We start from the raw sequence: 23,691 nt of genomic DNA on the forward strand, positions 1-23,691 counted from the left end.
CGGGTTATCTCCCGTTAAATATGAGGAGGCGTTTTTTCAGGGGCTCGAAAGTGTCTAGTAAAGCCTGGGAAGTCCACATCTTCCCAAACTAAATCTTTAAATTCGTAGAGAAATTTACTAAGTATTTCTCCGATACATTGATTATCGTAATCTCCAGAATCCAAAAGCGCTTTAAGTAAACTAGATTCAGTTGAATTCATTGTGCTTTTTTCTTGTTCTATCTCGCTTAGATTACAACACCCATAACCATCAAAGGATATACGAACCAAACAAAAACAGCCTTGCTGATCAAGACTCAAATCCATGAAAACACTATCTTCCTGCAAGCCTAATGAATAATCACAAGGTCTTGTAGGCATAGATATAGCTGAACTTATCTTTATCATATAATTATAAAATTTGAGAAATGATTTTAGCTAACGCCGAGTTTAGGGGCGCCGTATCACGGCGTCCCAGCACGCAAAGCGTGCGTCCTACAACGATTTGTTATGAGCTTTTACTAAAAGCTAATGCCAAACCTACCCATTTTTTCAATTCAACGTGGTTATATGGAAAAAGAAGCCAATTACCACCCACACTCTTAGCTACCACTGCACCACTTGAAATGGCTTTATTACTTAACTGCGGTGGAAGTAACAGACCAATATGTTGCATTCCAGCACCAAACGCGAAAATTGTGTTTTCTATATACCAAAAACAATACTTGAAATTTTGTATGTCAGGGCAAAAAAATTTAACCCCACTCTCACTTTGAAGAAGCCCTTGAATAGGTTCGATAATATCACCGTGACAACTCAATGGTGCAAGAAACTCCAAAACACTTTTGTTTTTATTATTTTTGAGTTCTGAAGATACTTCAATTTCCATTTTTGATTCTCATAGCGTTTGGTTAAGGGGCGGGCTTTAGCCCGTCCCAGTGAGCGAAGCGAACGGTTTGAACCACTTGTTAGCCGTCAACTCACATACGTTTAACAAGAGACTTCACCCAAGACATTGCTACCTCAATTGCCCAATCTGTTTGTTCTAGGGTCAGCACAGGCATAGGCTCCGAACCTGGGCCATGACCCACCGTATTTCGCACTTTGCGAAAATAGTCTTTCAAGATATCGCCCTCCCAAACCTGCAGAAATTGACCATTGGCCTTACTGACTAGATTGTCGATGTAATTTGCGGCTCCCTTTTCTTTGCCGTGAGTCCAGCCTTTCTTATCGGAGATGATCTTGATGGTACTTTCGAGCGCCTTTGCTGCAAATAGCGCGGGATCCTTCGAGTTGGAATCCCTCCTATCCAAAGCTTCTTTCATGTCGATATCGACATTTTCCCACAGTGGATCGGAAACAATCTCCCAGAAGGGCGTGGCTACCTGACTTTCCACCACTTCATCCCGTGACAACTGGACAAAGCCGTTGTGGTAGTTGAGAGGAACACTCGCTCGCCTGAAACGCTCGTTTAATTCGTTTACTTGGGAGTTGTACGCCGCGTTTGCCAACGCATTCCAAGATTTGACGCGATCAACTGAGCTTCCGGGGATTTGCATTCCACGCCGCGGAGCTGAGTCGCTAAGCTTTGCTTCCATAATCGCGTGAGGCAAATTTTCATTAAGTCGAGCAATTTCCTCGCCACGTAACCGTAAGCCAAGTTCAACGAAGCTAAGACGCTCTTTGATGAATTGATCCGGATTTATGTCTCCTGGTACTTGAGCAGTGACAAATTGCTCACAAACATGAATCCACGAAAAGAAACCGGATACAGGATGGGTGCCTAGCGCGGTTGTTTGTTGATACGAGTAGTACCGCTTAGAAAGTTCTGTGACGCCAAGCTCTCTGCAAAGTTTGTCGTGCAGTGACTTCCATTTTTCTTCGCCACGTTTATCGACCTTGCCGCTTTCGTCATAATACGGCAGAGCCTCTTTGACGATACCAAACGCTTGCGTCAGCAATCTCCGCTCATTTTCCGAGTACACCGACCATATCGGGGTGTTTTTGTATCGGTAAGAAAAAATATCTGTGAGCATCGGGGTTACTCAACTCTCCATTGACGGCTAACGCCGAGCGCAAAGGCAGTTTGGAAGTTGTGGCTTTGCGGAATACTTTTGCGCAGCAAAACCGCAAAGATGCAACTTACAAACTGTCCAGCACACGAAGTGTGCGATTTTGGCGCGACTTGTTAAATTTTACCTGCAATAGATTTGCACCACTCATAATATTCCTTATTTTTTCTTAATAAAAATACAACGATTAAAACCAAGAAGCTCGGAGCCAACAGAACGATAAATAATGCAAGGTTCATGTTAGTAAACATAAAAGCGATGCAGCTAAAGATAACTACAAATGCATTTGATAGCAAAGTTGCTACTCTAAACCGATAGTCGTCGTTAACTGATAGAAATACCGTAGTGCAAAATGCCAAGAAAAGTATTGCAAAAACGACCATGTAGATAAACAAGTTTTTAGTAAAGCTAATATAAGAGCTAATGCCAATAATTAGGCAAATGGTTATATGATACCCCTCAACCAATTGCAATGACCAGTGCTTTCTAATCAAGTGCTCAGGGACAAATGTTGGCTCTGAAGCCGATGATGCCCAATGCTTGAAGTTAGTATATTTTGTTTTCATGCGATTCTAATTTAACATTTATATCGTAGCCTCAAAGGCCGTTTTCTCCGAGCCTCATATTTCAGCTCACTTCGCAAAACAAATTAAGTGGAAACCCGCACCACGTCAAGGCTGAGCTTGTGAGCTTTAACTTCTGGTAGATATGCAAAACAATCTTCGAGCCTCATATCTACTTTGGAACCGATCTGGCTAAGTCAATGATTTTCTTGTTAAAACTGCCCTGCCTATGGCTCTCCCAAAAATATCATTTTCACTAAACGTTTATCCAGCATGAAAACAAGTAAAGACTATCAGCTCTTTTTACGCCAATGAAAATTACACCAGATTACCAATAATCTTTACGGGAGAATTTGACCAACCAGACAAGAAAATAATGAGGGGAGAAAGAACAGAAGGAAGAGCAGAGGGAAAGACACAAGAGCGATGCCACCAACCAACACCGCTCCCGCAAAAGAAATAAATCAATGATGGTGGTGGCCACCTACGCCGTGGGCGTGGCCGTGGGCGAGTTCTTCTTCGGTAGCTTCGCGGACGTCGACAATTTCGATTTCAAACGTTAGTTGTTTTCCGGCGAGGGGGTGGTTGCTGTCGATGTCGACATTGAATTTACCCACTTTTAATACCACCGCTTCCCAGGGGCCGTGTTCGGTATTTACCGCGACTTTCATGCCGGGTTTGAGTTTGTTTTTCAGTTTGGCGTAGTCGAGCAAGTGCTTGATAGGGATGCGTTGCACCGCGCCTTCTTTGCGTTGGCCGTAGCCTTGTTCGGGGCTGAGTTCGACGGTGAATTTATCGCCGGCTTGTTTTCCTTCCATGGCTTGCTCCATGGCGGCCAACAGGTTGTTGTGGCCGTGCAGGTAGAGTGTTGGTTCTGCGTCGTGTGAGCTTTCGAGGAGTTCGCCGTTGGTTTCGCTGAGGCGGTAGTGGAAGCTGACAACTTTGTCCGCACCGATTTGCATAGTGGTCTCCAGAGGTTATTGCTTTTTGAGCCGCGCAGTATGGCGAGGGTGTTCCGGGTTGGCAACGGGGAATTGGGGGTTTTGTGGGTTGGTAACAGAGTAAGCTATGGTCGGGCTGAGGCTGCCGGTAGGTCGGATTAGCGTCGCGTAATCCGACAGCTTGGTTGGCGTTTGGGTGGGAGTTGGATTGTTTAGGAAGGGGGAGTCGGATTACGCTGACGCTAATCCGACCTACGGGTGTGGGAGTATTTTATTGGCGGACGCAGTCGACGAAGTAGTCGCGTTTGCCGTCAACTTCGCGTTTGACCAGGCCGTGCACGTCGGTTTCGAAGCCGGGGAAGCGTTCGTTGAAGTCGCGGGCGAATTTCAGGTAGTCCACGATGGTTTTGTTGAAGCGCTCGCCGGGGATCAATAACGGAATGCCTGGCGGGTATGGAGTCAGCAAAATCGAGGTGATGCGCCCTTCCAGTTCGTCGATGGCAACGCGTTCGATTTCGCGATGGGCCATCTTGGCGAAGGCGTCCGAGGGTTTCATGGCCGGCTGCATGTCGGACAGGTACATCTCGGTAGTCAGGCGTGCAACATCGTAGACTTTGTAGAAGTCGTGGATTTGCTGGCACAAATCGCGCAGGCCGCGTTTTTCATAGCGCGGGTTGGCTTGCGCGAACTCCGGCATGATGCGCCACATGGGCTGGTTTTTGTCGTAGTCGTCTTTGAATTGTTGCAGGGCGGCCACGAGGGTGTTCCAGCGGCCTTTGGTGATGCCGATGGTGAACATGATGAAGAAGGAGTAAAGCCCGCATTTCTCCACGATCACGCCGTTTTCCGCCAGGTATTTGGTGACGATGGACGCCGGGATACCGGATTCCGCAAATTCACCGTCCAGCGATAACCCTGGGTTGATGATGGTGGCTTTGATGGGGTCGAGCATATTGAAGCCCGGCGCCAGTTTGCCGAAGCCGTGCCAGTTGTCTTCGCTGCGCAGCATCCAGTCGTCGCGCTCACCCATACCTTCGGCGGCGAAGGCATCCGGGCCCCATACCTGGAACCACCAATCCTGGCCCCACTCTTCGTCCACTTTCTTCATGGCGCGGCGGAAATCCAGCGCTTCGAGGATCGACTCCTCCACCAAGGCGTGGCCGCCGGGCGCTTCCATCATCGCCGCTGCGATATCGCAGGACGCAATAATCGCGTATTGCGGCGAGGTGGAGGTGTGCATCAAATAGGCTTCATTAAAAGCGTCCTGATCCAGCTTCACCTTCTCGGAATCGTGCACCAGAATTTGCGATGCCTGGGATAAACCGGCCAACAATTTGTGGGTGGATTGGGTGGAGAAGATCAGCGACTCTTTTGCGCGCGGGCGGTTTTTGCCGATGGCGTGCATGTTTTTGTAGAAGTCGTGGAAGGTGGCGTGCGGCAGCCAGGCTTCGTCGAAATGCAGCGTGTCGATCTTGCCGTCGAGCATTTCTTTCAGGCGTTCAACGTTATAAATCACGCCGTCGTAAGTGGACTGGGTGATGGTCAGGATACGCGGCTTTTTGTTTTTGGCTTCGCGGGCAAAGGGGTTAGCTTCGATCTTGCGCGCAATACTTTCCGGGGTGAATTCTTCCAGCGGAATCGGGCCGATAATCCCCAGGTGGTTGCGCGTAGGCATCAGGAACACCGGAATCGCGCCGCACATGATGATGGAGTGCAGGATGGATTTATGACAGTTACGGTCCACCACCACGATGTCGCCCGGCGCCACCATGGAGTGCCACACCATCTTGTTCGATGTCGAGGTACCGTTGGTCACAAAGTAGCAATGGTCCGCATTGAAGATACGCGCCGCATTGCGCTCGGACGCCGCCACCGGGCCGGTGTGGTCGAGCAGTTGGCCCAGCTCTTCTACCGCGTTACACACATCCGCGCGCAGCATGTTTTCACCAAAGAACTGGTGGAACATCTGGCCGATGGGTGACTTCAAAAAGGCCACGCCGCCAGAGTGACCGGGGCAGTGCCAGGAATAGGAGCCATCCTGCGCGTAGTGCACCAGGGCGCGGAAAAACGGTGGCGAGAGGCCATCCATATAGGACTTGGCTTCGCGGATGATATGGCGCGCCACGAATTCGGGCGTGTCTTCAAACATGTGGATGAAGCCGTGCAGCTCACGCAGGATGTCGTTGGGAATGTGGCGCGAGGTGCGGGTTTCGCCATATAGGTAAATCGGGATGTCGGCGTTCTTGTAGCGAATCTCTTCCACGAAGGCGCGCAGGGATTTCAGGGCGTGGTCGGTTTCTTCCAGCGAACCCGAGCCGAACTCCTCGTCATCGATGGACAGGATAAAGGCCGAGGCGCGGGATTGTTGCTGCGCGAACTGGGATAAGTCGCCGTAGCTGGTCACCCCGAGAACCTCCATGCCCTCTTGCTGAATCGCGTCCGCCAGGGCGCGAATGCCCAGGCCGGATGTGTTTTCAGAGCGAAAATCCTCGTCAATGATGACTATCGGAAAGCGAAATTTCATGGGGTCTCCACACGGTTTGCGTCAAATCAAACCCCGCAGGCAGCGGGGTGCGTGTTCTGGTGCCGGGGTGCACCGGGTCTTTCTTTCGGTTTAGTTTAGGCTTTTGATGCAGTTTAGGACAATCTCAAACAGGCGCTGTTCTATGGCCGGGCAAGGTCGCAAATAATGCAGCAGTCCACGCCATCTGTCGACGTCTGTGCCGGTAATTTTTTGCATTGGTGCGGGCTTGGCCAAAGTGTGAACACGGGACGCCCCTATTTCTTTCTTTACAAGCCCTTTACACAGCGCCCTTCGTGCCGACCGCCCCTTTAGGCTAAGATAACGCGCCATTCGGTCACCCATATGAATAAGAGGCGCTCCATGATTACCCATGAACCCAATCCACGCTATGTTGCCCACCCCGAACGCTACCAGCGCATGAAATATCAGCGCTGTGGCAAGAGCGGTTTGAAATTGCCGCGGCTGTCTTTGGGTTTGTGGCAAAACTTCGGCGCCGTGGATTCCCTCAGCAATGCCACCGCGATGATCCAGTGCGCATTTGATTCAGGTATCACGCACTTCGATCTCGCCAATAATTACGGGCCCAATTTTGGCTCGGCGGAAACCACCTTCGGTTCTATCTTCAAACAACATCTTTCGCCGTACCGCGATGAATTGATTATTTCCAGCAAAGCCGGTTACGACATGTGGCCCGGCCCTTACGGCATTGGTGGCTCACGTAAATATCTGGTGGCCAGTTGCGATCAGAGTTTGCAACGCACCGGGCTGGAATATTTCGATATTTTTTATTCCCACTGCATGGACCCGGAAACACCGCTGGAAGAAACCATGCAAGCACTGGACTATATTGTGCGCTCAGGTCGCGCGCTGTATGTGGGCATTTCCAGTTATACACCGGAGAAAACCAAAGAAGCGGCCGAGATTTTACGCTCACTCGGTACACCGCTGTTGATTCACCAACCGCGTTACAACCTGTTTGATCGCTGGATTGAAGATGGTTTGACAGATGTACTGAAAGAAGAAGGCGTGGGGGCGATTGCGTTTTCTTCGCTGGCCCAGGGTGTATTAACCAATAAATATTTGAATGGCATTCCGGCGGGCTCACGGGCCGCGCGTGCAGAGCAAATTTACCTGGGCAGCAAAGATATTACGCCGGAGAAAATTGCCAAGGTGCAGGCGTTAAATGCGATTGCTGAAGCACGCGGGCAATCCCTGGCACAGATGGCGTTAGCCTGGGTGTTAAATAATGAGGTGGTAACCAGCACGATTATCGGTGCAAGCCGGGTTGAGCAAATTGAAGACTCGGTAAAGGCGCTGGATAATCTGACATTTAGTGCGGCGGAGTTGGAAAAAATCGAAGCGATTTTGCGTTGATAGATTTTCGTGTAACCCGTAGGTCGGATTAGCCGCAAGGCGTAATCCGACATCCCCTCTTAAATAACCTCTATCGCACGCTGATGCATGTTTGTCGGATTACGCCTTGCGGCTAATCCGACCTACTGGTTTCTTTTTTTAGTTCTTTGGTCAGGGCGATGGCCATGAATACCAGAAGAACGCAAAACGGGAAACCCAGAGCGGTAATCACATTTTGCAAGGCAGGTAAGCCGCCGCCCAATAATAATGTGGCGGAGAGCGTGCCAAGTAATAACATCCAGAATACCCGCTGCCAGGTGCGCGATACCTGGTTTTCGCGGCGCGATAATAAATCCATCACCAGTGCCGCTGAGTCCGCTGAAGTCGTCAAGAAAATCACGATGATTACAGCGCTGACGATAGAGGTTACGGTGGCCAAGGGAAATTGTTCGAGAAAGGTGAACAGCGCGATAGAGACGTCGGCTTGTACCTGGGTTGCCAGATCAACGCCGTGATTCAGCTCCAGGTCAATGGCCGATAAACCGAACACTGAAAACCAGATTAACGTAAATAATAAGGGCGCACCCAGGGCGCCGATCACCAATTGGCGAATACTGCGACCTTTGGAAATGCGCGCAATGAATAGTCCCACGTAGGGCGCCCAGGAAATCGTCCAGGCCCAGTAAAAAACAGTCCAGCTCTGTTGCCAACTGGTGCCTTGGTAAGCCTCAGTCCATAGCGACATCCAGGGTAGATTTTGCATGTAAATTCCGAGATTTTGCACCACGCCTGAAGTAATAAATAAGGTTGGCCCAACCGCCCAGATAAATAACAGAAGCGAGATCGCCAAACCTATATTGAGGTAAGACAACCGCTTGATACCGCGATCAAGGCCTAAGGCAACTGATGCGGTTGCCACCATCGTAATGACTGCAATAATGATCATCTGCGACAGGGATGACACAGAAAAATCGAATAAATAAAACAGGCCACTGTTTAACTGCAAAGTACCCAACCCCACCGAAACCGCAACACCAAACAGGGTGCCGAGCAGCGCGATAATATCGATCACCCAGCCGATCGGGCCATAAATGCGCTCGCCCAACACACCGTAAAACACACTGCTGATCCGCATGGGTAAACCTTTGCGATAGCTGAAATATCCGATAGCGACTGCAGGCAGGGTAAAGATTGTCCAGGTGTGTAAACCGAAGTGGTATAACGCAATATTCATCGCGGTTTTAGCGGCATCGCGCGTTTGCGGCTCAACATCGACGAACGGCGGCTTGATAAAGTGCGACAAAGGTTCTGCTACGCCCCAGAACATCAGGATGGTGCCGATGCCCGCCGCAAACAACATAACAAACCAGGTAGTGGTGGAATATTCCGGCTGTTGCTCGTTGCCACCGAGCTTCACGTCGCCATAGCGACTCATGGCGATCCAGATCAGGAAGGCGAGCAGCGCGGTCACGCTCAATACATAAAACCAGCCAAAATAATAAAAGGTGAAACTACCTAGCGCCCCAAAAAAACGCGCGAATTCCGCATTAAACGGAATCGCGAAGATTACAAACACAACGGCAAGGGCAGCCGCAATAAAAAAGATTTGTGGAACGGCACTTAATCCGCACGCTTTGGCCAATCGATCAAACATGGCGTTTTCCTTTTATTATCAGAGCGTTTTATTTAACACAGTATGTAGCCGAGACTAAAAATTATTATTCGGGTGCGCGCTGGCCCAGCAAATCCTTGAATGCGGGGAACTCCGCAAGCGGTTGCAAGGCGGCATCTTCAGCTAGTTGATCGCGATAGCTCTCGACCCGCGCCAGGGTTTGTTGCAGATAATGAATCGCTTCATCGTAATGGTTCAGTGCAGTGTGCGCGCAGGCCAATTGATAAAACGCATGGGCGTTATCAGAATCAATCGCCAAGGCTTGCTGACACAGGTTAACCGCCCATTGCGGCTCGCCCAGTTCCAATACCGCGTCTGCCTTGTAGGTTAAGGCTTCGCAATCCCCCGGTTTAATCGTCAGAATATGATCATAAACCGCAATCTTGTTGGCGGGTGCTGTTTCCTGGGCGGCACGCAACCAGAGTGAATGAATTTCCTGGGTCCGTTCAATTTCTTCACGGTTGGATTCAATATGCTGCGTTTTTTGCGTTAATTGTTTCTCAATGCCTTGCAAACGCCCTTCATAAATTTCCACCAGCTTGCGCACCTCTTCATCGGCCAGGGTTCCCATCCGCTCCTTGATTTCGCGAATAGAGGTCCAGCCGACCAGTACCAGGATGGAACTGACACCGGCAATCAGATAGAAAAAATAGGTGATGGTATTGGTGGCGTAGGTTACGCCTTTATCTACGGACTCAACATGACGGTCGACAATTTGCTGCAGAATTTCCACCCGCTGATTCGCCATGTCGGTGCGCAATTGTTTTAGCTCATCCAGAACGTAGCGCTCAACAAAGGGGTTGTAGAGCGGTTCTTGCAGTTCTTCTATATGGGTTTCGGCTTGTTGCTGCTGGACGGTGGACTCCGTGTCGGCTGCTTCCTGGGCGCTGGCAGTATGCGCCAGCGTCAGGAATAACATCGCTCCCGCGATGATCAGGCGGCGCATATAGCGATCCCATGATCGTGAACTTCAATCAGGCAGCGATGCAAGCTTCGCACGGCGAGATCGTAATCATCTTCATCGATAATAAATTGCATATCCACCTGACGAATAGATTGATGCATGGCGAGAATACTGATGTTGACTTCCGCCAATGCAGATACGGTTTTAGCAAGCATACCTGGCACTTTCATATCACTCCCGATGGCCGATACTACCGCCACCTTGCGCGTATTAATTTCTGCGCCGGTATACTTTTCTTCCAGCACTTCGCGAATACGTTTAACCGTTTTCAGATTTGCCGCTACGTAATGGGTAATAGTATTCGCGTTCATGTCTTTACTGACCACATGCGCTTTGAAACGTGCCAGCACAGCGAGGATACCGGAATCATATTTGTCGATGTTGCCCATCATGTCCTGGTCAAATAACTCGACAGAATAAACCCGCTTGCGGCCGGCAATAATTTCTACGCGCGGCGTATCGCTGACATAATCACCGGTAATTAATGTGCCACGATGCTCTGGCTCAAAGGTGTTTTTAATACGCAAGGGAATTTCTGCCTGGCGCAAACCCTTGGCGGCGCGAGGATGAATCGCCTCCATGCCCAGGTTCGCCAATTGGTCTGCCACATCGTAATTGGTACGACCGATAGGCACGACTTTGCTGTCACCGACCAAACGCGGATCGGCACTGCTCAAGTGATATTCTTTATGGATAATCGCTTCGCGCGCCTGCGTTAGTACCGCAATACGGCTGAAAGTCATTTCACTGTAACCACGATCAAAGCTGGCCATCAAGCCCTCAGAACAATGGGTATAGCCAGTGGCAATTAATAATTCGTTGGCATAATCTACACCGGCAAATTGCTGGCGAATCATATCGTCCAGATTTTCTGCCTGCTCGGCTTGCCAACCCGTCAGATCCACAAAACGCGCATTCACACCGTCGCGACGCAGCAACTGGGTCATATTCCAGGCACTGTGTGCTTCACCGATACTGGCAAGCATTTCGCGTACGGTAAACAAATGCGAGGTCAGCTCAAAGTGACCATGCTGACACAGACGTTGCAGATCGCTCAGGCAACGTTCGGCATCATCAAGGCGCTGACGAATAAAATCATCGGCTTGCTGACGCAGCTCGGTATCGCCAAACAATTCACTGTTGATTGCCAACACGCGCTGGCGCAGTGCTGTAAATGCTTCCTGCCAGGATGCGTCGTTATCGGTACTGGCAAAAAAGCCGTACACACCCGGTTGGCCATTGTGCTTGTTTTCCAACAACAGGTTAGTCAAACCACCATAGGCGGACACGACAAAAACACGGTTGTACAGATCTTCGGTCTTGCCATTTTTCAATACGATGTTATCGCGCACAGCAGCATAGTCCGACATGGACGTGCCGCCAATTTTCTCAACGGTATGGGACAAAACAGGCCTCCTGTTTTCTTCATCCTTTTTCATTATGCGTTGTATAGGTATACGTTATTTTCCGGTGCAACCAGGATCAATCTGCTACCACTTCCGCTTCCAGCGGGTAAACTCCGTCGGCGTTGTGTACTTCTTTGCCGTGCAACGGTGGGTTGAACACACACGCCATCTTCATCTCTTCTTCAGCACGTAGAATGTGCTTGTCGTGCTTGTCCAGGATGTAAATAGTGCCTGGGGCAATCGGGTGTTTTTGACCGGTTGCCAGATCTTCGATCTCACCCTTGCCGCTGATGCAATACACCGACTCAAAATGATTCTGGTAATGCATATGCAATTCCGCGTCTTTATAGATCGTGGTGATATGAAACGAAAAACCCACGTTATCGCTCTTTAACAACAAGCGCGTGCTTTCCCAACCCTGCGATACAATGCGACGGTTACTGGCTTCAGCTTCTTTTAAATTTCTGACAATCATCTTAATACCTCTGGGGTGATCTACAGCGAGTAACAAATACAGGACGAGCTATTTCAATCCGCTCTAGCCCACTTTACTCAAGGTGTTTTGTTTGAAGACGTGATCAATACTTTTCTCAAGGATATCGAGCCCTTGATTCAAGTCTTTCTCGTGAATGGTTAACGGGCAGAAACACTTCACTACCTGACTGCGGTTACCGGCAGTTTCGATAATCAATCCACGCTCAAAGGCTGCGCGGCTGATTTTTTCTGCAATTTCGCCATTGCGACATTCCAGACCCTGCATCAAACCACGGCCTTTCAAACGCAGTTCAGTCACGCCATGCTTTTCGCTAATGGCTTTAAATTTTTTGGTAACGATCTGCGCCTTGGCCTGAATCTCTTCGGCAAACGCGTTATCTTTCCAATAATGTTCCAGCGCGGCTGTTGCGGTAACGAACGCGTGATTATTGCCCCGGAAGGTGCCGTTATGTTCACCGGGCAACCATTGGTCCAGTTCGGGGTGCAACAGCACTACTGCCAATGGCAGACCAAAACCGCTGAGTGACTTGGACAAGGTCACGATATCGGGCTTGATACCAGCAGGCTCAAAGCTGAAGAAGGTGCCGGTGCGGCCACAACCGGCCTGGATATCATCCACAATCAACAGGATGTCGTGTTTACGACACAGTTTTTCCAAACCTTGCAGCCAGGTTTTTTCTGCTACATTCAAACCACCCTCGCCTTGCACAGTTTCAACAATAGCTGCTGCCGGAAGATCAACCCCGCTGGAAGGGTCGCTTAATAATTTATCGATCATCTTAAGCGTGTCGGCATCGCGGCCATGGTAACCACAGAATGGCATGCGCGTTACGTTGCTCAGTTCTACGCCAGCGCCACCGCGATGATGCTGGTTACCTGTTGCCGCTACAGCGCCAAGTGAAACGCCGTGAAAACCATTGGTGAAAGAGATAATGTTATTGCGCCCTTTGACTTTACGCGCAATCTTTAATGCAGCCTCTACAGCGTTAGTGCCGGTGGGGCCAGTAAACTGCATACGATAATCCAGGCCTCGAGGCGTCATGATGCAGTCGCGAAAGGTTTGGAGAAATTTTGCTTTGGCATCGGTGTGCATATCCAGACCGTGGGTAATGCCATCTTGCTCAATGTAATCCAGCAGGGCTTTTTTCAGCAGCGGATTGTTATGACCATAATTCAGGGAACCCGCACCTGCCAAAAAATCCAGGTAAGCCTTACCTTCGGCATCAAATAAATAACTACCGCGTGCACGGTTAAATACCACCGGAAAGGAACGGGCGTAACTTTGAACAGCAGATTCCATTTCATTAAAAATTTTCATGGTACTTTCCTCTTTATAAGTTGGCTAATTCGGAGTGACAAATACAGGTTGTAGTCCTGCTTATTATCTTGACCTTTGTCGGCTCCAGATAAATGGGTTAATAACAAATGGGATTATCGCGAGGTAATGCAAAACTCAGGTTATGGGACCTATTTGCAGCAAATGTTCATCGTCATGCTGGCCGCCAAAGTGACGCTCCCGCGTATAAAACACGCGACTTTCCAGCGGTGTATCCAGATCACGCGCCAGGCTGTGGAATAAATTCCACGACGCCTGGTTGTCCGGCGTGATCGTAGTTTCAATAAAGCGGATTTTCCCAGCGAGGTTGCGCAATAACTGCGACAACATTTGCTTTGCCAAACCTTGTCCGCGCATGCTTTTCGCAATCACGATCTGCCAGACAAATAAGGTGGTCGGCTTGTTGGGAGGAATATAGCCGGACACGAAGCCTACCAATTCACCCTCTGCTTCAGCGGCGATAGCGGTATCGCTGAAATGCGTGCACTGCAGCAGGTTGCAATAAACAGAATTGGGGTCGAGCGGCGGACTGGCAGCAACCAGTTGATTCAGGGCAAAACCATCATCCGGTGTGGGTTTACGCAGGCGCGCCTTGCCTGCGTGTATCGAGTGTGTTGGTTCAGAGGTTTCCGTACTTTCTGTAATAGCGTGCATAACTGGTATCCCGTATTACTTAGACATAAAAGTAAATATTGCGGTGAATATCACGTATATATGGCTTATTTGTTACAATTTAAAGCACCTGATGCTGTTTACGCTCAAATTAAATGCATTGTACACTAAGCATTATTATTTTTCTACCCGGTCGGTCCAGAGCAACCATGAAGATCGGTTATATGCATAGGGTTTCACGGTAAAGCCCCCTATAATTCGCCGGTCCATTAAAAACAGATATAACCTTATGAATAGAGCAGAAGATGTCTTGGTCGCTCTGCGCCGCGTGATACGCGCGACAGAGTTGCATTCCAAACAATTAATCAAGACCGCCAAGGTCACCGCACCACAGTTGCTATTGATGCAAGCGATTCAACGGCAAGACAACGCCATCATCAGCAAGCTGGCCAACGATGTCAGTTTGAGCCAGGCCACGGTCACCACCATTCTTGACCGCCTGGAGAAACGCGAGTTGATTTATCGCCAGCGCTCGGAAACTGATAAACGCAAAGTACATGTACACCTGACCCCGCAAGGCCACGAAATTTTGCAGAACGCACCCACCGCATTACAAAATCAATTTGTGCAGAAATTTGATGCGCTGCAAGACTGGGAACAAACGATGATCCTTACCGCCCTGCAACGCATCGCGCATATGATGGATGCACAGGATATTGATGCATCTCCGTTTCTGGCTACGGGGGAATTGGATCGAGGTTAGGGAACGGGGAAAGCGTAATAGCCCAAAAAATTTGGGCTATTACGTGGAGATTGGATTAATGATCGTGATCGTTGTGATTGACTTGTTGTTCGACGTCATGGGGGTAAATGGCGTCGTCGACGTTAGGGTCGATTTTAAATAGCAGTGCGCTGGAAGCGATCCAGCCGTTGTTGCCGTGGGCTTGCAATACGTAGTGACCTTCCGGCGTATCCAGGCCGCCGACCGTTAACGTTTCGCCGCGCGTAAAACTGACGCTGTAGGTTTGTCCGTCTGCACCCTCAATGTGTCCGTACCAACTGATGCTGTTGTAATCGTGCTTCTCAATGCGATCTACGGTCACATTGTAATCTTCGCCGGTTTCGTCGATGGTGACTTTCACCGCATCACCTGGCATCAAGGTTTCAATCTTTAAACTGTCCAGTTCAATAAATTGCCGGCCATCCGTAAATTCTTCCGGTTGCAGGGGTAAATCTTCCGGTACCTCTTCTGCCGGAGTCCATGCCGTTTGGCGTTGGATCGCCGCTTCGACCGCAGCCGGATCAAAATGTTGATTGGGTCGACGTTGCTGCATCGCAGCAAGCCGCTCGTCAAACGACACACCCTCAGCGCTCGCATTATTCGTTTCCGCTTGCGCGGGTTTAGCCTGGGTTGCAGCCGCTTGTGTCGCCGTCATGGGCTCAGAGACCGCTACGGGCGGTTGCGATGATTCGGCAGGCGGCTCGGAAGCAGCCTGTTGCTCAATAGTTTCTCCCGAACGGTTAACAAAAAGCAGAACACCAATTGCAACCACAATCACAATGGCTGCCCAATACACTTTATTATCTTTCATAATATTTGCCTTAGCGGGCCGAGATTTTCCGATGAGGTTATTTAATTGTTTTTACCTGGATCGCCACACTAAAAAGCACCACTCCGTAACACATAAACACCATCAACACACCCATTGCCGATATTTAGGATGTCTGATCACAGGCGCTAAACCTGATGTAAATTGTTATGCATTGATACCATTCCATGCATTAGCGGAGTGATGAACAGTGGCCTACTGCAAGAACCAACCATGAGACACAAACTCTTCCGTGGAAAACCTGTTACTTGCTGCACCGTTTTTGCAACCGATGCAGCTAATACCTGCCTACCCTTAGCGTCTGATCCGCCACCAGTTAATATTCCAACCGCCCGCTGCTGCGAAGAGACCAAAGTTATAGGTTCCCGCATTGATGTTCACGGTGTGGGAAACGGTGGTCCAGTTTTGCCATCCGCCGGTGTTGGGCACATTAATTTGTCCTAATACCGTGGCGCCACCATTCAGGTCGAGCGAAATACGCCCGCCGCTGTTGGGGCTGGCGACGCGGTATTCGATGGTGTAAGTGCCGGAGGTCGGAATGGTGATATTGCTGTATGCCATCCAGTCGCCCGTTTCAATCCAGCCGACGTTCTGGCCACCGCCATTGTCAGTGGTCGCTTCAAGCTGCACACCCTGACTGGCGAAGTAATTTTCTGCCTGGACAGTTTGATTGAAACCGGTGGAGTTCTGCGCAACTACCACAGAGGTCGCTGTATCGTTGAAACCTTCATCCACCAGACAACTGTCATCAGCCGTTTTGGTCACCGCGTTACCGGTGAAGTTGTCGTGTTGATACAGGGTTACGCGATAACCACTTTGTACCCGCAGAGAAGAAATATCATCGTTGCGAATACCGCGCGCCAGCAACTGACTCAGGTTGTAACTGCCGACCGGCAGGCCCACGTTATAACCGCCATAGTTGCAATGCTCGGCGAGCGTGACCGGACCACTGGTGCCCGCCGTCGGGCGGAATGCCGCGATGTCGTTACGCACATTGTGGATGGCCAGGGCACCGTAGGCTTCGTCCGCCTGACCGACTGGAATACCGCAGGGCAAGCCGCGACAGGTCAGGTTAGGGTTGGAGAATCGGTTAACACGGGAGGCATTGAACACACCCTCGTAAGCCATGATGTCCACAAATACGTTCTGGACACCGTAGCCCACACCATAACGGTAGCGTGCACCGGAGGTATCGCCCTGGCGACGGGAGTGATTCAGACCCATGTTATGACCCAGTTCATGGGCCATCACAATCGGGCCGCATTGGGGCGCACTCACGTTAAAGGCCCAGTTGCGGTCTACTGCCACATAGCCCACGCCACAGGCGCCGGTCTGATGCAATTGGGCAACGAAGTCAGCCCCCAGTTGATCGCGCAAGGCGCCCACAGCGGCATTCTGGCGCACCGCGTGCAGCACGTCAGTCATGTTAGAACCCGCCTGTTGGTTGCGGCGTACACCGACCAGGCGCAATTGAACATCAATCTGACTATCCGCGTAGGCGGCATTCATCTGATTGACCCAGCTATTCATTGCTGTTTGGGGATCACCACCGAAGTAGTTGGACGTGTAATCATCGTATAAGACCAGAAGATCCACAGTGACCGCCTGAGCCAGACTGGCAAAGGCAGCGCTCATTGCCACGCCTGCCACCAATACCGATTTTTTTACCGCTGTTGTTATCGTTTTAGTTTTCATTGCTCACCCTCTATTGGTTCTATTTCTTACGAGTTGAATGAATGTCGTTTAGGGGAAGCAGCCCCCAAGGCTGTGAGTGGCATAAGATCGCACCTCCTGCACCAGGTGGGCCCCACCCATTACCCCAACATCGAGCCCGAGCCGAACCAGATTAAGTACCAAAACCAACACCTCTCACGTGAAAAAAAGTACCACCATCACCAAAATCATGTACAGAACTTCAATCACAACCTGCAAATATTCCCAGTTAAAGGTTTAAGTGGGAATTCGGGCGATGAGAAAGCGGGGAAAGTCTGAAAGTCCCACTATTAATCTGGGACTTCGGACATTTGTTTATATAAATCGATAAGCCGATAAGATTTTCTTTTTATTGCAAATCGCGCGGTCACGCCAGGAATGGCCGGTAGGCGAAGCACGGAAAATCACGTGTCTCACTTTTTATTTCGGGGAGGTGGGACAATCCTGGCAGTACTTGACCGGCCAAGCCGGCCATTGAGTGCTTTTAAAAGGCCGCGTTTTAAGCGATAGTAATGCCCATTCACTCGCTCATATGAGCCACCGCCATCTCACTGGTACATTGATGTACCCTTCGCACGACGGATACGCCGAGAGACCGGGTAAGAATAACAAGTCGCCTTTGTGGAGTCGGTCAACCTTGAATAAGGTACTTTTCAATTTTCACGATCTGGTCCTGATTGTTGTCATTATTGAGGGCCTGATCCTCTCGCTGATGACAATCTTTACCAAACGCAACCTGAGTAACCTGCTGCTCGGACTGTTTTTATTCCTCAGTGCGGCCATTGCCTTTGATGTCCTGATTTACTGGTGCGTCCCGCTCCGGGATATTCTGGCGGAACTGTCGCCTGCCCTGTTTTTTGCAATGGGTTTTGCTTACTTCCTGCAAGGGCCAATGCTCTACTGGTACACCAAGTCCCTGCTCTACCGCGACTTTCATTGGAAGCGCGCGGACGTGCTGCACCTGATACCCTTCTTTTTCTATCCCTTCTTTATATACTTCAGCGTCTACCGCCACGATACCGGGTATCAGTTGACCTTGATTTATGACTATCTGACGATGAGTCGGATGGATCACTTTGCGGTTTATATCTGGGCACAGAAGCTGTCGCCCCTGATCTACGGCATCTTTGCCATCAAACAGATGATCAGCTACCGGCGCCGCATCGAGAATACCTATTCCGATACCACGCATATTGATTTCTCCTGGCTCAATCTTTTGTTGTGGCTGTTCCTGCTGGCCTGGGTGTGGGCCTTGATGACCCACGTCCTGGCGCAGTTCACACCGGTCAGCGTCAGTAGCGCCATGGGTGTGACCAATAATTACCTGACGCTGATGCTGGTGAATGCACTGGTGGTTTACAGTTTGAGCCATTCGGGTGTGTTTTCCGGCATTCATATGGAATCCCCTGTACCTGCCAGTGAGCCGGAAGTCGTGGAGAGCTTGCCGCCCACTTATGGCGAGCTGCTGAAAAATGCCATGCAGGAGAATCGATTCTATCTGGTGGTGGATATCACCCTGGAGCAACTGGCCGATAAATTAGCCATTTCGCCCAAAGCCTTGTCAGCCACAATCAATAGTGATTTTGGGCAGAATTTTTTCGAGTTCATCAACTACTATCGCGTTGAACACGCCAAGCAGATTTTGATGAACAATCTCGATAAGAATCTGGATATGCAGAGTGTTATGCAGGAATCCGGTTTTAATTCCAAGTCGGCCTTCCACCGTTTTTTCAAGAAATTCACCCAGATGACGCCGGGCCAGTTTCGTAAGAAGTACCTCACCGACGCCGAGCCCGACGGAAAACACGCCAGCGTTTGATTGCCGCCCCGTACGCGGGGCATTTAACGTATTGCATCATTGGACTATTCGTCTTAGCCTCTCGACATTGGGCAGATAGCCTCCTGTTTACGTCTTAATGCGACCAGTGTTATGTCAGAAAAAACCCCGGATCAACCTGCACACCCCATCCGTATTGTCGGCGGCGGCCCCAAGAAGATTCTCTATACCCTGAAGACAGTCGGGCGTATCGGTTTATTGAATTCCGCCAAAGCGTTGAACAGCCGCAATACCTGTAAAGCCTGCGGCTTGGGGATGGGCGGTCAGCGCGGTGGTATGACCAATGAGCTGGATGAATTTCCCTCCGTGTGCAATAAAAGTATCCAGGCACAATCGACGGATATCCAGGCACCGATTCCGCGTGAAGTGTTTGATCATCCCCTCGCAGATTTTCAGCAGCTTTCCGCTTATGAGCTGGAACATCTGGGCCGCTTGAACGACCCGGTGTATAAACCGGCAAACAGTGACCGATATCAACCGATATCCTGGGAGGAGGCATTCACCCTCATGGCCGAGCGGTTCGCCAATACACCGGCGGAGCGCAGTTTTTTCTACAGCTCGGGCCGCTCATCCAACGAAGCCGGGTTTGTCTTGCAGTTACTTGCACGCTTGTATGGCACCAACAACGTCAACAACTGCTCCTACTATTGCCACCAGGCAACCGGCGTCGGTTTGCATAATGTTATCGGTACCGGCACGGCGACGATTTCGCTGGAAGATCTGGGGCAATCTGACCTGATCTTTGTGATCGGTGCGAACCCGGCATCCAATCACCCACGCTTTGTGCATCAACTTAAAAACTGTCGTGAACGCGGCGGCCAGGTCATTGTGATCAACCCGGCCAAAGAACCGGGACTGGTGCGTTTTGCTGTGCCTAAAAGCGCCAGGTCCCTACTCAGTGGCGGCACCTGGATTGCTTCTGAGTATGTACAACCCCGCATTGGCTCCGACCTGGCGTTATTGACCGGCATCGCCAAGGCGTTGCTGGAAAGCGAACAAATCCAGCAGGATTTTATTGCTGCACATACACAGGATTTTTCCGCTTACGCAGACAATGTGCGCAACACCGACTGGACGACGCTGACCACCCATTGTGGGGTTGATAAGGAACGCATTGAGCATCTGGCGCGCTGCTACGCCCGTGCTGAGCATGCCGTTTTCGCTTGGGGCATGGGTATTACCCATCATTTGCACGGTGTAGAAAATGTGGAGGCTATCGCCAACCTTGCCTTGCTGCGCGGCATGATCGGTAAACCGGCGGCAGGCTTGTTGCCCTTGCGCGGCCACAGTAACGTTCAGGGCATCGGTACTATCGGCGTGAAGCCGGTACTGCCAGACGATATTTTTCAACAGCTCGAACAAACCCTGGGCGTCACTTTGCCAACCTCAGCCGGTATGGATACCCTCGCCTGCCTGAATGCGGCCCACGACGGCAAGATAGATGCTGCGTTATTGATGGGCGGTAATTTATTTTCCGCAACCCCCCATGCAAGCTGGGCACGTGCAGCGCTGGACCGCATTGGTTTTAAAGCATTTCTGACCACAACACTCAATCGCGGACATATCACCGGTGTTGAAAACAGCGAGTCATTAATTGTGCCGGTGACGGCGCGCGATGAAGAGTGGCAGGCGACCACGCAGGAATCCATGTTCAACTATGTACGCTTAAGTGACGGAGGTATCAATCGCCTGAGCAATATCCGGCCCGAGGTCAATATACTGTGTGAACTGGGCAAGCGCCTGTTGCCCGATTGCCCCTTAAATTTTGAAGAGTTCCAGCAACATCAGAAAATTCGTAACGCCATTGCCGCGACCATTCCTGGCATGGAGGCTCTGGCAGATATCGGCACCAGCAAACAGGAATTCACGATCGCTAACCGCCTCTTACGCTCGCCCGATTTTCCGACAGCGTCGGGAAAAGCTGCATTTAAAATCACCCCGCTGACACTGCCGCAAACCAGCCCGGAATTTCCTTTTGTGCTTGCCAGCATTCGCAGCGAAGGGCAATTTAATTCGATTATCTACGAAGAGAGCGATAGCTATCGCGGCACCAACACCCGTTGGTCTGCGCTAATGAATACAGAAGATATTGCCGAATTAGGCATTGCTGCCGGCGACTATGTCAACCTGCGCTCACCCTTTGGCGAAATGCAGGCCGTTAAAGTATTTGCGTTTGATGTGCCGCGCAGAAACCTGCTGGCTTATTATCCGGAAGCGAATGTATTGATCGGTACAGCACGAGATCCGCGCAGTAAAACACCGGCGTTTAAATCCGTGGCTATTGCAGTTGAACGCGCCTAAGCCCCACGCAGCCCGTATTTACTCAGCCAGCAGGACTTCAGCTTCTCGCATGATGTTCAGCGTCTGGCCTTCCGCCGCGATGATGCGATCCAGCCATTCGCCCGCCGGACGCGGGCGGGAAAAATAATAACCCTGCATCATCTGGCAACCCATATCCACCAGATACTGATATTGCAGTTCATTCTCTACACCTTCCGCCACTAATTCCACATTCAGCGATTGCGCCAAACTCAAGGTGGTATAGACAATCTTGATATGTTGCGCGTCGGATGTGAGTTTATCGATAAAACGCTTGTCCAGTTTTATCGCATCCGCCGGAATATCAATCAACTGGGCGAGCGATGCGTGGCCAGTCCCGAAATCATCAATCGCGAGACGATAACCCAATTGTTTTAATTCATGCAGCCGTTGATTAACGTAAGGATTCAGCATGGTCAAATGGGTTTCGGTAATCTCCAGTTCCAGTTTTTCCACCAGCCACGGGCTTTCCTTGCTTAACATAACCAGCTCGTGAAAAAATTCTTCGTCCTGTAACTCGGCACCTGCCAGGTTGATCGCTAGCGAATAGCTCGCATCCACATGCCGCCAATCCTTGAGTAATTCAACCGCACGTTCCAACACTTGACGGGAGATGGCGGGAATAAGCCCCAGGCGTTCCGCCAACGGAATAAAAGCATCCGGCATGATAATTTCATCCAGCTGCGGCCATCGGATCAGCGCTTCAAAGCCGCAAATATCACCGACATGATTGACTTTAGGTTGTAACCATAATTCAAAATGCCGCTGCTGAATTGACTCGCGCAAGGATTGCGCCATGTGATAATCATTGTTCATTTGCGACGCCTGGGCTCTATCAAACAGCACGCAGGCTTCTTGCGCCGTGCATTGATCCAGGGCGATTTCACATTCCTCGATACCGGTTTCGATATGGCTGGCAGATGTCAAACTGAAGGTGATACCCACGCGGTAATCCATCACCACCACTTCACCACCTGGGTTGCAGGTTTCCGGCAGCATCTGCCGCAATGAGTGTGACAACCGCTGCGGATCAGCGGTATTTAAATCGCCGGGAATCGCGATAGCAAATTTAACCCCACGCAAACGACAGAACAACGCATTCGCCGGTAGCTGCTGTTTAACGTCCTGGGTGAAGGATTTTAATAAACGGTTACCGAATTCATAACCGTATTCATGGTTGATCATCTTCAACTGGCAAATTTTAACAATGGCCAGCAACATAAAATTATTCTTGCTAAAAGCTTTAATCTGATCGTTCACCATATCCATAAACAGGATACTGCTGGGCAACTGGGTCAGATAATCATAGTTAGTGAACAGCTGTTCCTGACGCGCCTCACTCAATTGCGAGGCCAGGCGTTTAACATCACTGATATCCTCCAGGTGAATTACACCGTTTTGATGGCGTGTCAGCTCCTGTTCTTTCAACAAAATCGTGCGCTGGGGATTGCGTTTTAATTGGTACTCAATACCCAGGGGTGGAATAGCATCAAGGGATGCATCCGCCGCCGGAAGGCGAATCAGCCATTCATCCAGGCGGGTATTCAATAGCTCGGCATCCGGTACATTCAGCAATGAATGGGCTAATGCGTTGGCTTTCAGGATCTTGCCCTGGCGGTCGCACAATAAGGTAGGAAAAGCGATGTGATCGAACATCTCTTCATAGAGTTGATGGCTATAATCCAGCTCTTTGTTGAGGGTTTTTAATCGGCGGGAATTAATTTTCAAGGTTTGCAGGATGCGGGTCGTGGCCAGCGGAAGACAAAAATTAAAGAACAGGAACATCAAACCGTGAATATACGCATGGGCGCCAGGCAAGGTAATTGAAAAATCAAAATAGCCGATGGGAAGTTGCCGGTTCACTAACAACAAAAACGGTACACAGTTGAAAGCAATGGCCAGGTATGCTGCTTTAGGTCCAAAAAATAGCAAGGCCACGATAGGCAAGCTGTAAAGAAAAAGCACGCCATATTGCGCAAGATCAATATCATCAATAAACAGCAAGATACACAATGCCGCCATCAGGACAATCAATGTCAGTCCGATAGCGCTGGTAAACAGTTTTCGGCGTGAAATAAACAGCACCAGCAACAGCGAAAAATAAAACAGACTGGTCAGCGCCACGATGTAATACAGCCCCAAATGATACGCCTGCCATGAACTATGCGCGGCGATAATAAACACCAGGCATATTCCTGAAAAAACAATTATCCGCAAAGCACTGAGCTGCCAGTTATAAGGATGTGGGGATGAGAGATCGGAAGGATTGAGCAACAAAAATTTACGCAACAATGAC

Annotated in this window: 18 protein-coding genes; 4 read left to right on the top strand and 14 right to left on the bottom strand. The window is 50.1% G+C overall.

The genetic code is table 11. The features are described 5' to 3' along the window. Positions 1-14: 14 nt before the first annotated feature. From ACSV5M_RS11480 to ACSV5M_RS11500, 5 genes are all read right to left on the bottom strand, one after another. Positions 15-359, bottom strand: coding sequence for a hypothetical protein (locus tag ACSV5M_RS11480; protein ID WP_439176337.1), 345 nt, complete (start codon positions 357-359; stop codon positions 15-17). A 127-nt stretch (positions 360-486) separates the two neighbouring features. After that, on the bottom strand, positions 487-867 hold the full coding sequence (locus tag ACSV5M_RS11485; RefSeq protein ID WP_439176338.1) for a hypothetical protein: 381 nt from the start codon (positions 865-867) through the stop codon (positions 487-489). 91 nt (positions 868-958) lie between these two features. Continuing rightward, positions 959-2,014: an AbiJ-NTD4 domain-containing protein gene (locus ACSV5M_RS11490; RefSeq protein ID WP_439176339.1), complete on the bottom strand. Its 1,056-nt coding sequence runs from the start codon at positions 2,012-2,014 to the stop codon at positions 959-961. 1,063 nt (positions 2,015-3,077) lie between these two features. Then, positions 3,078-3,575, bottom strand: a complete 498-nt coding sequence (locus ACSV5M_RS11495; protein ID WP_439176340.1) for an FKBP-type peptidyl-prolyl cis-trans isomerase — start codon at positions 3,573-3,575, stop codon at positions 3,078-3,080. A gap of 250 nt (positions 3,576-3,825) precedes the next feature. After that, on the bottom strand, positions 3,826-6,078 hold the full coding sequence (locus ACSV5M_RS11500) for an Orn/Lys/Arg decarboxylase N-terminal domain-containing protein (protein ID WP_439176341.1): 2,253 nt from the start codon (positions 6,076-6,078) through the stop codon (positions 3,826-3,828). 360 nt (positions 6,079-6,438) lie between these two features. On the opposite strand from ACSV5M_RS11500, the gene mgrA reads away from it, so the two are divergent. Then, a complete protein-coding gene (gene mgrA / locus ACSV5M_RS11505; RefSeq protein WP_439176342.1) occupies positions 6,439-7,452 on the top strand; it encodes an L-glyceraldehyde 3-phosphate reductase in 1,014 nt (337 codons plus the stop codon). Positions 7,453-7,564: 112 nt separating this feature from the next. Here mgrA and ACSV5M_RS11510 read toward each other — a convergent pair whose 3' ends face one another. The 6 genes from ACSV5M_RS11510 to ectA all read right to left on the bottom strand — a co-directional run bounded on the left by ACSV5M_RS11510 (position 7,565) and on the right by ectA (position 13,958). Continuing rightward, positions 7,565-9,085: a BCCT family transporter gene (locus ACSV5M_RS11510; protein ID WP_439176343.1), complete on the bottom strand. Its 1,521-nt coding sequence runs from the start codon at positions 9,083-9,085 to the stop codon at positions 7,565-7,567. A 64-nt stretch (positions 9,086-9,149) separates the two neighbouring features. Beyond that, the gene (locus ACSV5M_RS11515; protein WP_439176344.1) at positions 9,150-10,049 is read right to left on the bottom strand and encodes a TPR end-of-group domain-containing protein; all 900 of its coding nucleotides are present in this window, start codon (positions 10,047-10,049) and stop codon (positions 9,150-9,152) included. Beyond that, complete coding sequence (locus ACSV5M_RS11520; protein WP_439176345.1) at positions 10,037-11,473, bottom strand: aspartate kinase; 1,437 nt, start codon at positions 11,471-11,473, stop codon at positions 10,037-10,039. The genes ACSV5M_RS11515 and ACSV5M_RS11520 overlap by 13 nt, the downstream gene beginning before the upstream one ends. Positions 11,474-11,549: 76 nt before the next feature. Continuing rightward, positions 11,550-11,948, bottom strand: coding sequence for an ectoine synthase (locus tag ACSV5M_RS11525; RefSeq protein ID WP_439176346.1), 399 nt, complete (start codon positions 11,946-11,948; stop codon positions 11,550-11,552). Positions 11,949-12,011: 63 nt separating this feature from the next. Continuing rightward, positions 12,012-13,286, bottom strand: coding sequence for a diaminobutyrate--2-oxoglutarate transaminase (gene ectB / locus ACSV5M_RS11530; RefSeq protein ID WP_439176347.1), 1,275 nt, complete (start codon positions 13,284-13,286; stop codon positions 12,012-12,014). A 135-nt stretch (positions 13,287-13,421) separates the two neighbouring features. Continuing rightward, positions 13,422-13,958, bottom strand: a complete 537-nt coding sequence (ectA, locus tag ACSV5M_RS11535) for a diaminobutyrate acetyltransferase (RefSeq protein ID WP_439176348.1) — start codon at positions 13,956-13,958, stop codon at positions 13,422-13,424. Between the two features lie 247 nt (positions 13,959-14,205). Here ectA and ACSV5M_RS11540 point away from each other — a divergent pair, with 247 nt between their 5' ends. Then, positions 14,206-14,679 (top strand): MarR family winged helix-turn-helix transcriptional regulator, encoded by a 474-nt coding sequence (locus ACSV5M_RS11540; RefSeq protein WP_439176349.1) that lies wholly within the window; start codon positions 14,206-14,208, stop codon positions 14,677-14,679. A gap of 55 nt (positions 14,680-14,734) precedes the next feature. Here the strand turns inward: ACSV5M_RS11540 and ACSV5M_RS11545 are convergent, their stop codons facing one another. Together ACSV5M_RS11545 and ACSV5M_RS11550 are read right to left on the bottom strand one after the other, a co-directional pair. Beyond that, positions 14,735-15,508 (bottom strand): hypothetical protein, encoded by a 774-nt coding sequence (locus ACSV5M_RS11545; protein ID WP_439176350.1) that lies wholly within the window; start codon positions 15,506-15,508, stop codon positions 14,735-14,737. Between the two features lie 312 nt (positions 15,509-15,820). Beyond that, positions 15,821-17,221: a carbohydrate-binding protein gene (locus ACSV5M_RS11550; protein ID WP_439176351.1), complete on the bottom strand. Its 1,401-nt coding sequence runs from the start codon at positions 17,219-17,221 to the stop codon at positions 15,821-15,823. A gap of 655 nt (positions 17,222-17,876) precedes the next feature. Here ACSV5M_RS11550 and ACSV5M_RS11555 point away from each other — a divergent pair. Both ACSV5M_RS11555 and ACSV5M_RS11560 read left to right on the top strand, forming a co-directional pair. Beyond that, positions 17,877-19,058, top strand: coding sequence for a helix-turn-helix domain-containing protein (locus ACSV5M_RS11555; protein WP_439176352.1), 1,182 nt, complete (start codon positions 17,877-17,879; stop codon positions 19,056-19,058). A 111-nt stretch (positions 19,059-19,169) separates the two neighbouring features. Continuing rightward, positions 19,170-21,377 (top strand): FdhF/YdeP family oxidoreductase, encoded by a 2,208-nt coding sequence (locus ACSV5M_RS11560; protein ID WP_439176353.1) that lies wholly within the window; start codon positions 19,170-19,172, stop codon positions 21,375-21,377. 18 nt (positions 21,378-21,395) lie between these two features. Here the strand turns inward: ACSV5M_RS11560 and ACSV5M_RS11565 are convergent, their stop codons facing one another. Beyond that, a complete protein-coding gene (locus ACSV5M_RS11565; protein WP_439176354.1) occupies positions 21,396-23,579 on the bottom strand; it encodes an EAL domain-containing protein in 2,184 nt (727 codons plus the stop codon). Positions 23,580-23,691 lie beyond the last annotated feature (112 nt).

Origin of the sequence: Cellvibrio sp. ARAG 10.3 (genome assembly GCF_051846955.1) — a bacterium.
Taxonomy (GTDB): domain Bacteria; phylum Pseudomonadota; class Gammaproteobacteria; order Pseudomonadales; family Cellvibrionaceae; genus Cellvibrio.